A 13333-nucleotide genomic window follows, 5' to 3' on the forward strand; every position below is an offset into this window, starting at 1 on the left:
ATCAGGAGGTTTATCATGGAAACAAGTTATAAAGGCACAAATAAATTGATTATTGGTATTGTTTTCGGGGTTATCACATTTTGGCTGTTTGCTCAATCAATGGTCAATGTCGTTCCAGCCGTTCAATCAGATTTAGGGATTTCACTTGGAACAATAAACATAGCCATTAGTTTATCTGCCTTGTTCTCAGGCATGTTTATCGTTGCTGCTGGTGGCTTTGCAGATAAGATTGGACGTAAAAAAATCACGTATGTAGGGTTAATTTTAAGCGTTATCGGCTCCTTGCTTATTGTTATAACACAAGGAGCAGCATTGTTGATTATCGGACGTATACTTATAGGGATTTCAGCAGCATGTATTATGCCAGCAACAATTGCGTTAGTAAAAGATTATTATGAGGGGGCTGATCGACAACGAGCCCTCAGTTACTGGTCCATCGGTTCTTGGGGTGGCTCAGGTGTTTGTTCACTTGCTGGTGGAGCAATAGCAACATATATGGGCTGGCGATGGATTTTCATCTTTTCTATTATCTTTGCAATTCTTGCGATGTGGCTTATAAAAGATACTCCAGAAAGTAAAGCAGAATCAACAGGTACTTTTAAATTTGACTATTCTGGATTAGGTATTTTTATTATTACGATGCTTGCTTTAAACTTGTTTATTACTCGCGGTGCGGATTGGGGCTGGACAAGCTCTTTAACTTTAATTTGTGCAGTGGTCGCAATCATAGGGATCATTGTATTCGTTAAGGTGGAATTAAAGAAATCAATTGCACTAATTGACTTCTCTTTATTTAAAAATAAACCATATGCAGGAGCCACCTATTCCAACTTCTTGTTAAATGCAATTGCTGGAACACTTGTTGTTGCCAATACGTATGTTCAAGTCGCTCGCGGATTTACGGCCTTCCAATCAGGAATGTTATCCATCGGTTATTTAGTAGCAGTGCTTGCGATGATTCGTGTCGGTGAGAAGATTTTACAAAAATCAGGCGCAAAGTCTCCAATGATTTGGGGGGCTGTAATAACTACAGTTGGTGTAGCTCTGATGGGATTAACATTCTTACCCGGTATTACCTATACAGTTGTCGTATTTATTGGGTTTGCTTTGTTCGGTCTTGGACTTGGAATTTATGCAACCCCATCTACAGATACATCTGTATCTAATTCACCTTCTGATAAAGTTGGGGCAGCAGCTGGGGTTTACAAAATGGCAAGTTCACTCGGTTCGGCGTTCGGCGTTGCGATTTCTGCGTCTGTTTATGGTGCCATTGCGGCTACTAGTAGTGTTGAATTAGCTGCAACAGGAGGGATAATTGTCAACGTAATATTTGGTATACTTTCCATCATCTCGATTATTTTTATGGTTCCTAGTGATGCTGGAAAAACATCCAATGAGCCATCACCTCGATCAAGAAAAAATACTGGTCAACCACATCCTAGTCATTAAAGAAAAACATTGGTGGAAAGATCATTTCATTTTAGAGGAAATACAGGAAACTTTCTGAGCTTAACTTTAAATGAGGTAGATATTATGAGAAGCGAATTAATGAATTTACTTGAAGCACGTAAAGAAGAAATGATTAAAATTCGTCGTTTTTTACATGAAAACCCTGAATTATCTTTTAAAGAAGAAAATACAGCACAATATATCATTGATTTTTATAAAGGAAAAGATGTGGATATTCAAACAAATGTCGGCAATGGGTATGGAATTATCGTAACGATTAAAGGTGGCAAACCAGGAAAAACAATTGGATTACGGGCAGACTTTGATGCGCTACCCATTGTTGAGGAAACAGATGTTCCGTTTAAATCGAAAAACGAAGGAGTCATGCATGCATGTGGGCATGATGGACATACGGCCTATTTATTAGTGTTAGCTGATTGTTTAATTCAATTAAAAGATTCTCTTGTAGGAACGATTAAAATCATACACCAACATGCAGAAGAAGTTCCACCAGGTGGAGCCAAGAGCATTGTTGAATCGGGCTTGCTTGATGACTTGGATGCGGTATATGGAATTCACTTGTTCCCAACAAGTCCAGCGGGTAGTGTAGGCCACCGTAGTGGCTATGCAATGGCAGGAAGAACATATTTCAAATTAGGGGTTCAAGGTGTTGGTGGACATGGTTCCTCGCCTCATTTAGCTAATGATGCCATTGTGGCCGCTACCCATTTTGTAACAGCTGTTCAAACCGTAATCAGTCGCCGTTTAAATCCATTTGAGGTCGGTGTTATCACGATCGGATCTTTTGACGGAAAAGGTACTTTCAATGTAATTAAAGATCGTGTTGAACTTGAAGGGGACGTTCGTTATATGACGAAAGAAACGCAAACATTGATCGATCAAGAAATTCATCGAATTGTAAAAGGAATTGAAGCGGAATTTAATGTGAACTGTGAACTCACGTATACTGCGGATTATCCGCCATTATACAATAATCCTGAATTGACAACTAAAGTTGTTCAAAGTCTTGAAAGTCTGAAAGATCATGATCCAGATATTAAGAACGTGTATGAGTTCGACATGCTATCTGGATCAGAAGACTTTGCCTACTATTTGGAAAAAATTCCTGGCACATTTTTCTACATTGGCTGTAAACCTAAAGGGGTAAAGAAAGCCTATTTCAATCATCATCCAAAATTCGATATCGATGAAGATGCCCTGCTTGTAGCGGCAAAAGCAGTAGGGCAAGTAGTTTGCAGTTATTCTGATATAGAATAAGGTATCGAGTTAAATTTGGATATTAATGGCTTAACATCGTTTCTGTAATAAAAGTAGTCATGATTAGGGAGGGAACTATTGTGAGAAAACAATTATTGGACATGTTAGAAGAACGTAAAGAAGAAATGATTCAAATTCGCCGTTATTTACATGAAAATCCGGAATTATCCTTTAAAGAAGAAAAAACGGCTCAATATATTGCTGATTTTTACAAAGGAAAAGACGTTGAGATTCAAACAAATGTCGGTAATGGTTATGGCATTATTGTAACGATTAAAGGTGGCAAACCAGGAAAAACAATTGGTTTACGAGCAGACTTTGATGCGTTGCCAATCGTGGAAGAAGCAGATGTTCCGTTTAAATCGAAAAATGAAGGAGTCATGCATGCATGTGGTCATGATGGACATACTGCTTACATGTTAGTTTTAGCTGATTGTTTGATTCAATTAAAAGACTCAATTCCAGGAACGATTAAAATTATTCACCAACATGCGGAAGAGGTTCCGCCAGGCGGAGCAAAGAGTATTGTTGAATCAGGTTTGATTGACGACTTAGATGCTGTTTACGGCATTCATTTGTTACCAATGGGTCCAGCAGGAGTTGTGGGGTATCATGCAGGATTTTCATTCAATGGAAGAGCGTATTTTAAATTAAAAGTTCAAGGGATAGGGGGACACGGTTCGTCGCCTCATCTGGCTAACGATGCGATTGTTGCTGGTTCATACTTTGTTACTGCCATTCAAACGATTATTAGTCGCCGGTTAAATCCTTTTGAAGTCGGCGTTATTACAATTGGTTCATTTGATGGAAAAGGTACTTTTAACGTCATTAAAGACAGTGTCGAACTTGAAGGTGATATCCGTTATATGGCTGTAGAAACAAAAGAAAAGATTGAAAAAGAAGTTCGTCGTCTTGTTAAAGGCCTAGAAGAAGAGTTTGGCGTGACTTGTGAGCTAACATATGAACCGGATTATCCGCCTTTATACAATAACCCGGAACTTACAGAACAGGTTGCAGCAAGCCTAAGAAGTATGAATGATAAACATATTAAAGAAGTGAAGGAATTTCCGGCATTACCGCCATCTGAAGACTTTGCCTACTATGCAGAAAAATTCCCTGCTTGCTTCTTTTACATCGCATGTTCTCCAAAAGGTGTAGAAGAACCTTACTTCAATCATCATCCAAAATTTGATATTGACGAAGATGCCCTTCTTGTAGCGGCAAAAGCAGTAGGACAAGTTGTATGCAGCTACTATGAAGTAGACTAACACAAAAAGTATATGAATTCGTTATTCAAATTTTCCCCTGAAATGAGAGCTTAGTTTTTTTACATCCCCTTTTATTCGAATGAAACCTTATTGCATTCCTCGTGTTGTACGAGGGTGTGATAAGGTTTTTTTGTTTTATATAGAAAATTATACCGGTGATCCTACGTCTTGAGGCTTAGAAAAAGATAATCCTAGGGCTCCATGCTTTTAATGTAATTTTTTTCTAAAATGAACATGCAACCTACATGTTAGTTACGAGGAGGAATTATGAATGAAATGTAAAATTGTTAACTTTTAAAATTAACAAAATATTCTGTACGTTTTTAGTGGGTCTATGGTAATATTTGTATCGGTGTCAAATTTATCTATTGAGAGGTGACGTGGAAGTGTCGTTTATAACGAAGTGGTCGTTTGGTAATAAAGCTGCAGTTTCATTAATGACTATATTAATTTTAATCATTGGTATTGTTAGTTATTTGAGATTGCCAATGGAGTTTCTGCCTGCTGCTGATAATCCACAGGTAACGATTATCGCAATGGGTCAAGGTACCGATTCGAAAACAATGGAAACGGAGGTAACCATTCCTGTAGAAAGAGCAGTAACAGGTGTGAATGGAAAAACATCGGTTTACTCTACAACGGGAGATGGTTTCTCAAAAGTTGACATCTTTTTCGAAGCTGGCTCGGATATGAAGCAAGCTAAACAAGAAGTTCAAGATGCGTTAAATCGTGTAACATTACCTCCTAATATATCAAAGCCTACCGTTTCACAACTTAATACATCTATGATTCCTATCGCTAATATAGCCGTAACTTTTGAAGATGGAATGACGGCAGATAATATGGCATTAGCACGGGAAAAACTCCAACCGCTATATCAAGATATCAAAGGTGTCTCGAGTGTTGATATGTATGGGATTACAGATTCCAACGTATCCGTCAAAATTAATAATGATAAATTAACTGAAAAACAAATTTCACTCCAAGCAGTTATGGGAGTTCTTCAAGGTCAAAACACAGCCTTATCCATCGGGGAAAAAATCATTGATGGAAAAACAAGCAACATTAAGGTGATCGGTGACGTAACTAGTTTAGAGAAGCTGAAAGGATTAGTGGTAGCTCCAAATGTAACGCTTGGAGATATAGCAACGATTGACGAAACAAAGAATGCCAATTTCATTAGTCGTTTTAATGGGAAAGATAGTCTAGATATTAGCATTACGAAGGACAGCCAATCAAATGCAGTGACAATAAGTAAAGAGGTAGAAAAAGTAACGAAGGAAATAAATGAAATGTATGATCAGCAGGAATCTGTGGTTTACATATCATCTGCTGACATGGTACAGACTTCCGTACAAACCATGATGAAAGAAGTCCTGCTTGGTGCACTATTCGCAACCATTGTCATTATGGTGTTTTTGCGAAATATCCGGTCTACTTTTATTACCATTGTTTCGATTCCACTATCACTTTGTTTTACACTGTTCTTGCTGTCGTGGTCTGGAATTACATTGAATATTTTAACGCTTGGCGGAGTCGCTGTTGCTGTTGGTCGTCTTGTTGATGACAGTATTGTTGTCATCGAAAATATTTTCCGAAAAATGCAAACAGAGAAATTTTCTGTCCAAATGGTCATTGATGCAACGAAGCAAGTAGGAGTTGCCATTACCTCCTCAACATTAACGACAGTGGCTGTTTTCTTACCGATGAGTCTGTTGAACGGAGGACTTCAAGAATTTCTTTTACCATTTGCTTTAACGGTCACATACTCCTTGCTAGCTTCCCTCATCGTCGCATTGACCGTTGTACCATTAATGAGTGCAAGTTTACTGGAGAATACAAAGCTTCCTGAACATAAACCAGCAGTACGTTTTCCAAAAATGGTTACTTGGTCATTAAATCACAAATGGATTGTATTCTTGATTGCATTCCTTCTTTTTGTCGGTTCGATCGGGACATATTTTGTCATCCCTAAGGGGGCAGTTGATAATTCATCTGCTGATTATGTCGTTGCCACATTAAGTTATCCGAATGATACACCGATTGAAGAAGTAAAGAAAAAGACGATTGAACTAGAATCATGGGTAAGTGGAATGGATGAGGTCAACTATGTATTCTCACAAGTAGGGTCTCCGGCTGAGGCTGCTCAGTTCGGCTATGTTGGATCACCTACTGAAGCGACCTTAAGTATTTTGTTACATGATAAAGAAGACACAGAAAAGATACTAGCTGAAGTGGAAAATAAGAAAAATCAATATCCTGATGCACAGTTAGAGGTATTCGCTTCCTCATTTATGATGGGGGGAGGCAGTACGAATGTCACAATCGATGTAGTCGGGGAAAATGTAACTGATCTTGAAAAAACAGCCAACGCTATTAAAGAAAAAGTAGAAGAAATTGATGGCGTCAAAGAAGTGAAAACTAATCAAGATGAAAAGAAAACTGTTTATTCCTTAACGGTAGATCCTGCAAAAGGGAATACAGAACAAATCGCCAAACAAGTTGGTATCATGTTAAATCAAACACCAATTGGAACGATCAATTTGAATGACAAACAAACACCAGTCTTTCTAGAGCCTATTCTTGATACGAAAACGCCTGAAGAATTGAAAAATATTCCGATTTCTACAGGTACTGGTCTCGTACCAGTATCGTCTATCGCTTCATTACAAAGTGAAGAGCGTTCAACTAACCAGTTTCATAAAGACGGAGAAACCTACCTTCGCGTAACGGCTTCTGTCGATTCTGCAAAGCTGTCCGAAATATCAAGCAAGGTAAATCTTGAGATATTCGGGGACCAAAAGGATCATGAAGGGATGAATCTTCCAGAGGATGTAGACGTTCTTATCGGAGGAGCTAGTGCTCAGCAGGCAGATGACTTTACGGATTTATTTCTCATCATGCTTGTTTCCATCGGCATTGTATTTTTAATTATGGTCATCACCTTTAAGTCGATTAAAGCACCGATTGCCATTCTTTGCTCTCTTCCGCTTGCAGCAATCGGCGCTATTTTAGGAATTGTCATAAGCGGAATATCTGTAGATATAACTGCACTTCTAGGAGCATTAATGCTTATAGGAATTGTCGTGACAAATGCAATTGTTCTTTTAGATCGGGTTAAACAAAACGAACAAACGATGATTATTCGGGAGGCGCTGGTAGAAGCAACAGCTACTAGAATGAGACCGATTTTCATGACAGCAATTGCCACAATCTGTGCAATGCTTCCACTATTATTGAAAGAATCGGAAACTGGCAGCTTAGTTTCACAAAGTTTAGCCATTGTGGTCATTGGAGGCTTAGCCATGGCAACCTTACTGACACTAATCGTCATCCCGTGTATTTATGAGCTGTTATACTTTAGAAAATCAAAGAAACAACGGGCTGTAGAAAGCGTTGAACAGGAAATTTCATTATAATTAAAGGGGTAAAGAGGGTGTCCAAATAGTGTTTGACCCTTTTATTAAGTTGAAAAAATAGGAAACATCTGATCACCCTTTGGTGGTCAGGTGTTTTGTTTTTTTATAAGCTCATAATCATAAATGGGAAAATAATAAATAATAGGAAATCATAACCTTTTTAGAAAAGAAGTAATGGATCTTCTAATTTTATGTATAATTGAATATGTATGTTGTTAGTGGCATAAGTAAAGGAGGACACAACTATGGTTGAAAACCCAGCAGGGTTTTGGGTGCGGTTTGGCGCACAGGTGATTGATGCACTTATTTTTATCGTACTTGGATTGGTATTAGGAACTATTCTTTCGAATGGAACATCTGAATGGGTGAGCAATATTATATCATTTTTATATGCTCTATTGCTTCCTATCTTTTGGTATGGATATACAGTCGGGAAAAAAGCGCTCAAGGTTCGAATTGTAAAGCTTGATGGGACTCAGGTTTCGTTCTGGACTATGATTAAGCGCTATGTCATAGCAGGGATTGTATATGGATTGCCTTCATTTATAGGTGTTATCGGCTTTCTTGTAACGGTCGGTGTTTCAGGATTTGATGTATTCATGAGTGAGAATTTGATGAATGATGAGGTACTTGGCGGACTACTATTGAAAGGGTTCGTTTGGGTGATGATCGGCCTTTTACTATCAGGTGTTCTCTATATAATTAGTGCCTTCATGATTGGACTAAGAGAAGATAAGCGCGCGCTTCACGACTTGATTGCAGGAACATTTGTAACGAAAAACCTGCCGTAATGAAAAAGGATCAGACATTTGATGTCTGATCCTTTTTGAACCTAGAAAACTACTTGGAGATATACGAATTCCCTGTAATCCAGAAACGCCATGGATAATCCTTTGCTTCACCGCTATTCTCAATACCGATTCTAGGACCGCTGGAGATATGTTCGGAAATAATGCCAGGGGTGATATAAATCGGCGGTTTTGTATAGATCAAGCCATAGTCCTGCATTGTAATCCCGAGTGCCTTTGTTAACTTCCCAGGTCCATTCGTCAACTTCTTCACAGTTTGTAAGCCGCGCCTTTGCTGCATCAGTTCAATTCCTTCGACTGGTTCCACAGCTCGAATGAGGATGGCTTCGGGTTTATCGACTCCACCACTAACGACATTGACCAATGTATGAGTATGCATTTGATATGTATAGACCAATCCAGATTGGCCAAACATAATTTCTGTCCGTTTCGTCCGTCGATTGCCAAAACTATGTGCGGCACGATCGCAAGGTCCCATATAAGCTTCGGTTTCCACGATATACCCTGAACAGATGCCTTCGGGTGTTTCTTTTACCAATAAACAGCCAAGTAAAGATTGCGCAAGATCCAATGTTGGTTTCTGATAAAAATCACAGGCTAATGCATGAAATTTAGTCATCTGTTTTCCTCCACTGTTTAGCAATATTATCCCGCATGAACGGAAAGTCAAAACCCCCAATGATTGAAGTTTCACTTTATAGGTCCATATATTTTTTTGTTATTGGGATCTATCTGAGAAAATATCTTAATTGATAAATAATAGCATAGTTCATTTAAATCATCTTATAATAAAGTGAAACTTCCATCAGTGAGTTTTTTTCCACTGTACTGTTAAACCGGGATAGAATAAACAAATAGGATGTGTCTTATATGAATAAACAAATTGGATTTATTGGCTGCGGAAAAATGGGGCAGGCCATGGTTGAAGGGATGATCAGGGCGGGCGTTGTACCAGCTGATTCAATAAAGGTAAGTACAAGTTCACAAACAACGTTATTCCAGGTAACTGAAAAGCTCCGAGTTCAAGGATCACTTAATAATAAAGATATTGCCCGATTTGCAGATTTCTTATTCTTAGCGGTTGAGCCATCAAGTTATACGAAAGTGATCGAAGAAGTTAAGCATGATGTGAAAGAAGATTCTGTAATTATTTTGCTCGCTGCAGGCATCTCTATTCAAACAGTGGAGTCTGCTTTCGGCAAGTCGGTTAAAGTGGTACGGACGATGCCAAATACACCATCTTTAGTTAGAGAAGGAATGACAGCCTTTGCCATTAATGAGTTAATAACTGAAGAAGATTTGGCTAATGTAGAAGATATCTTGAATGCGTTTGGAAAAACAGAAGTTCTGAAAGAAGAACTGATGGATGCTGTGCCTGCTATTAGTGGTTCTTCACCTGCCTATGTGTATATGTTTATTGAAGCATTAGCTGATGGCGGAGTCAGAGATGGCATTCCAAGAAAGCAAGCGTACAAAATGGCTGCCCAAGCTGTGCTCGGAGCCGCGAAAATGGTTCTTGAAACAGAGAAGCATCCGGGTAGCTTGAAGGATGATGTGTGCACACCAGGAGGATCAACCATTCGAGCAGTTGCTGCATTGGAAGAAAGCAATTTCAGAGCCTCGATCCTGAATGCCATGGAAGCATGCACTCGAAAAAGTAAAGGATTAGATGATGAATAAGAATGGAAGAAAAGCCAGCTACGATTGGCTTTTTTTTGTTTAGCGAGCTATATGAAGTTAATTTCCATAATAGAAGCATTAATATATTTAATCTTCTGTCAATATGAATTAAGATTAGGTGGGACAACGATTAAAGAAGAGGTGGCCAATATGCTGAATTATGTAAAAGAGTTAAAAAGTCTATTAGCAGAGGACCGGGTAACCATTAATCAAACGATATTAGAGCAGCACAGCCGGGATGAGTCCTATCATACTCCACATTTGCCGGATGTCGTTGCTTTTCCAGAAAGTAAAGAAGAAGTGAGTGCTCTCTTAAAATTTGCCAACGAACAAGAAATCCCTGTTGTTCCTTTTGGACTCGGTACAAGTTTGGAAGGGAATGCGATTCCTTATAATGGCGGCATCTCTCTGGATATGTCGCTGATGAACAAGGTGATTGAAGTACGAGAAAAAGATTTTTTAGTCAAAGTTCAGCCTGGTGTTACACGAACACAGCTTAACAAGGCGCTGAAGAAGTATGGACTGTTCTTTTCAGTTGATCCAGGTGCAGATGCTACCCTTGGTGGGATGGCTGCGACCAATGCTAGTGGAACCACAGCGGTTAGATACGGGATCATGCGCGATCAAGTTCGTGACCTTGAAGTGGTTTTAGCTAATGGGGAAATCATCCATACCGGAAGCTTAGCGACAAAATCTTCGTCAGGATTACATTTGAACGGTTTGTTTGTCGGTTCGGAAGGGACACTAGGTGTATTCACCGAACTGACTCTTAAAGTATATGGCATTCCAGAAGAAATCGTCGCAGGAAGAGCTTTGTTTCCTTCTGTTAAGCAAGCGATTTCAGCTGTGAATGGCATTATGTCTGCTGGGATTCCAATCGCAAGAATCGAACTGATGGATGCGCGCTCAATCACACAAATAAATACCTATATGAACAAGTCATATGAAGAAAAACCAACTTTATTCCTTGAATTTCATGGTAACGCAGCAGGCTTAGCGCAAGATGTCGAGTTTGCAAAGGACATTGTTCGTGATTTTGGCTGTGAGAATATTACGTTTGAAATCGATTTAATCGCTAGGAATGAACTATGGGAAGCGCGCCATAAGCTTGCATATGCTTTAATTCATAGCTCACCTGGGAAAAAGCTGATGTCTACTGACGTGAGTGTTCCACTTCACGAATTAGCGGATGCGATTCTGAACACTCGAGAAAAAATAGACCTCTCGAAAGTAGAAGGAGCCATTGCAGGTCATGTTGGGGATGGCAACTATCATGTGCTCTTTATGTTGGATTTAACTGATCCGTTTGAAGTAGCCGAGGCGATGCGGTTAAATGCAGAAATTGTTGACTATGCACTTAGTCGTGGGGGGACATGTACAGGTGAACATGGGGTCGGGATTGGCAAAAGAATTTACCAACGCCGTGAACATGGAAATGCGTATGATGTCATGTTATCGATTAAGCAAGTATTAGACCCGAAAGGAATACTAAATCCAGGAAAAATATTTTTGGAAGAAACGGAATAAATCAATTTAATTTCCAATTATCGAGAGATCTGAAAGTGAGTGAAAACATTTCCTGGTCTAAACAATTTGTGATCCTCAATTTGCCCGTTGTTACTCGTCATGTTCATAAATATCGGTGATATAGGATAAGGTAAATAAAAGTGTTAAAACTTATTCATGATAGGAGAGAGGAAGAATCATGCACGGTGAATTTAAGCAGCTTGATCATCGACCTTTTCCTTTGCCTTCCTCACCTTGGTTGTTGAGTCAGGTGTGGGAGGACTTATTATTTATGCATTATCCAATGGACCCGAATGTTTTAAGGAATTACGTACCATTTGAACTTGAACTGGATGTTTATGAAAATAGGGGATGGGTCACTATCATTCCATTTAGGGTCACTAATATGAAAGCGAGGAGAATTCCTTCTCTTCCAATGTTGAATTCCTATCTGGAGTTAAACGTCCGAACTTATGTGACCTATAAGGGCATCCCAGGAATCTATTTTTTCAGCCTGGATGCAAACCATCCACTCTTTGTGATTGGGGCAAAGTTCTCAGTAGGGCTTCCCTATAAACATGCCCATATGAAATTTCAGCAGCTGAAAAATGGTTTTCAATTTAAGAGCGAAAGGCACTTAGATAAAAGCACCTCTGAAAAAATTGATCTTACCTATAAACCAGGAGATGTATTGTTTGAATCACTGCCAGGGTCTTTAGATCACTGGCTGTTGGAACGGTATTGTATGTATTCGTTTCAGGGAAAAAAACTATTAAGAGGAGACATCCATCATGATAAATGGAAGGTATCGAAAGCTAAAGTAACTACTTTAATCAACACGATGGCATCCTTTTTGCCAGTAGACAATATTGCGAAAATCCCTAGTTTACTACATTACTCAAACCGAAGAAGGGTTTTCGTCTATCCGCCAAAGAAGGTAGGAGAGAGAATGAAGTAGATTAAGAGCGTAAAAAAAGAGAGGAGTTAGGATTAGCAGCCAAGCGAACATTAACCGATGTCTGGCTAACAAGGGGAAATATAAATAAAAGAAAGCTTCCATTCAAATAACGAGTAGGGAAGCTTCCTTTTATTTATATTTCCTAGTACTTTTCATGTGAAATTATTTATCAATGACTATTTTGAAGATGACCTTCAAACATATCGATAATTTCAATAAACCTTTCTGCTTCCCTAAATACATGATCAGCTAGAAGAGGGTGAATATTACTCTTTATCCGGCATGCTTCGATTAAATCTCGCGCTGTTTTCTTGAAGTCCCTTAGTGAAACGACGGAAACCCTGTTTTGATCTAAAAATTGGTCTAGAAGGGCAGGTGTCTCGGATTCTGGTCTCATATGCTCCAAATCGATTGCTTGGTACAGAAGTTGATCAAAATCATGACTAAATTCTCGTGCTTGGTCAACTAATTTTCTTTCGCTAGGATCTAAAAGATGGCCGATAAACTTGGCGTGATCTGCCATAATTTTAAGGAAGAAAACATTTTCTTGAATAATCGCCTCAGGCAAAGGCACAAGTTTTCCTTCATTGAGCTCTTTCAATCGATTCGCGAAATAAGCAGCTTCTCGACTCGTGTGATCAATCAACAATGGGTAGTTATTTGAGAGCACCTCACATCGTAAAGTTAGACCCAATACCTTTCGTTTATAAGCCCAAATAGACGCCACGGATTGATACACTTGATTGTTAAATGCTTGAACCTGCTGCGGATCTGAACTGGGGGAAAACCGATTTACTTGCTCCTCAATTCTTTCAAAAACAGTGATAAATTGCTTGGCTTCATCAATTAATTTAGTATCATCTGAACTGAAACCCAAACTTAAAAATAAGGAGTGCTCTTTCATAATCCTTGACCAGAAACGGATTTCATCTAATGATCTGCTTACAAATTCATTTGCCATTAAAG

At 38.9% G+C, this 13333-nt stretch carries 10 protein-coding genes; 8 read left to right on the plus strand and 2 right to left on the minus strand.

Features of this window, described 5'->3' with window-relative positions:
* The first annotated feature begins 12 nt into the window (after positions 1-12).
* The 5 genes from AC1MGI_RS09835 (at position 13) to AC1MGI_RS09855 (ending at position 8205) form a co-directional block, all read left to right on the plus strand.
* Positions 13-1449, plus strand: a complete 1437-nt coding sequence (locus AC1MGI_RS09835) for an MFS transporter (protein ID WP_480349756.1) — start codon at positions 13-15, stop codon at positions 1447-1449.
* Between the two features lie 84 nt (positions 1450-1533).
* Entirely contained in the window at positions 1534-2727 is a 1194-nt protein-coding gene (locus AC1MGI_RS09840; protein ID WP_480349538.1) for an amidohydrolase, read from the plus strand.
* An 80-nt stretch (positions 2728-2807) separates the two neighbouring features.
* Positions 2808-3995 carry an amidohydrolase gene (locus AC1MGI_RS09845; RefSeq protein WP_480349539.1) on the plus strand — a complete coding sequence of 396 codons (1188 nt, stop codon included), beginning with the start codon at positions 2808-2810 and terminating at the stop codon, positions 3993-3995.
* 386 nt (positions 3996-4381) lie between these two features.
* Positions 4382-7414, plus strand: a complete 3033-nt coding sequence (locus tag AC1MGI_RS09850) for an efflux RND transporter permease subunit (RefSeq protein ID WP_480349540.1) — start codon at positions 4382-4384, stop codon at positions 7412-7414.
* Positions 7415-7659: 245 nt separating this feature from the next.
* Positions 7660-8205, plus strand: a complete 546-nt coding sequence (locus tag AC1MGI_RS09855) for an RDD family protein (protein ID WP_480349541.1) — start codon at positions 7660-7662, stop codon at positions 8203-8205.
* A gap of 49 nt (positions 8206-8254) precedes the next feature.
* Here AC1MGI_RS09855 and AC1MGI_RS09860 read toward each other — a convergent pair whose 3' ends face one another.
* Positions 8255-8842 (minus strand): DNA-3-methyladenine glycosylase, encoded by a 588-nt coding sequence (locus tag AC1MGI_RS09860; RefSeq protein ID WP_480349542.1) that lies wholly within the window; start codon positions 8840-8842, stop codon positions 8255-8257.
* Positions 8843-9093: 251 nt separating this feature from the next.
* On the opposite strand from AC1MGI_RS09860, the gene proC reads away from it, so the two are divergent.
* The 3 genes from proC (at position 9094) to AC1MGI_RS09875 (ending at position 12367) form a co-directional block, all read left to right on the plus strand.
* Positions 9094-9903: a pyrroline-5-carboxylate reductase gene (gene proC / locus AC1MGI_RS09865; protein WP_480349543.1), complete on the plus strand. Its 810-nt coding sequence runs from the start codon at positions 9094-9096 to the stop codon at positions 9901-9903.
* Between the two features lie 153 nt (positions 9904-10056).
* Positions 10057-11430, plus strand: a complete 1374-nt coding sequence (locus tag AC1MGI_RS09870) for an FAD-binding oxidoreductase (protein WP_480349757.1) — start codon at positions 10057-10059, stop codon at positions 11428-11430.
* A gap of 178 nt (positions 11431-11608) precedes the next feature.
* A complete protein-coding gene (locus tag AC1MGI_RS09875; protein WP_480349544.1) occupies positions 11609-12367 on the plus strand; it encodes a YqjF family protein in 759 nt (252 codons plus the stop codon).
* Between the two features lie 169 nt (positions 12368-12536).
* On the opposite strand, the gene AC1MGI_RS09880 is transcribed toward AC1MGI_RS09875, so the two are convergent.
* Positions 12537-13328, minus strand: coding sequence for a DUF2935 domain-containing protein (locus AC1MGI_RS09880; RefSeq protein WP_480349545.1), 792 nt, complete (start codon positions 13326-13328; stop codon positions 12537-12539).
* Positions 13329-13333 lie beyond the last annotated feature (5 nt).

This window comes from Peribacillus sp. BM1, assembly GCF_056679975.1.

Bases quoted from the DNA above. Each gene is read 5' to 3' on its own strand.
- AC1MGI_RS09840 (WP_480349538.1), top strand. From the start codon at position 1,534: ATGAGAAGCGAATTAATGAATTTACTTGAAGCACGTAAAGAAGAAATG.
- AC1MGI_RS09855 (WP_480349541.1), top strand. From the start codon at position 7,660: ATGGTTGAAAACCCAGCAGGGTTTTGGGTGCGGTTTGGCGCACAGGTG.
- AC1MGI_RS09860 (WP_480349542.1), bottom strand. From the start codon at position 8,842: ATGACTAAATTTCATGCATTAGCCTGTGATTTTTATCAGAAACCAACA.
- proC (WP_480349543.1), top strand. From the start codon at position 9,094: ATGAATAAACAAATTGGATTTATTGGCTGCGGAAAAATGGGGCAGGCC.
- AC1MGI_RS09875 (WP_480349544.1), top strand. From the start codon at position 11,609: ATGCACGGTGAATTTAAGCAGCTTGATCATCGACCTTTTCCTTTGCCT.
- AC1MGI_RS09880 (WP_480349545.1), bottom strand. From the start codon at position 13,328: ATGGCAAATGAATTTGTAAGCAGATCATTAGATGAAATCCGTTTCTGG.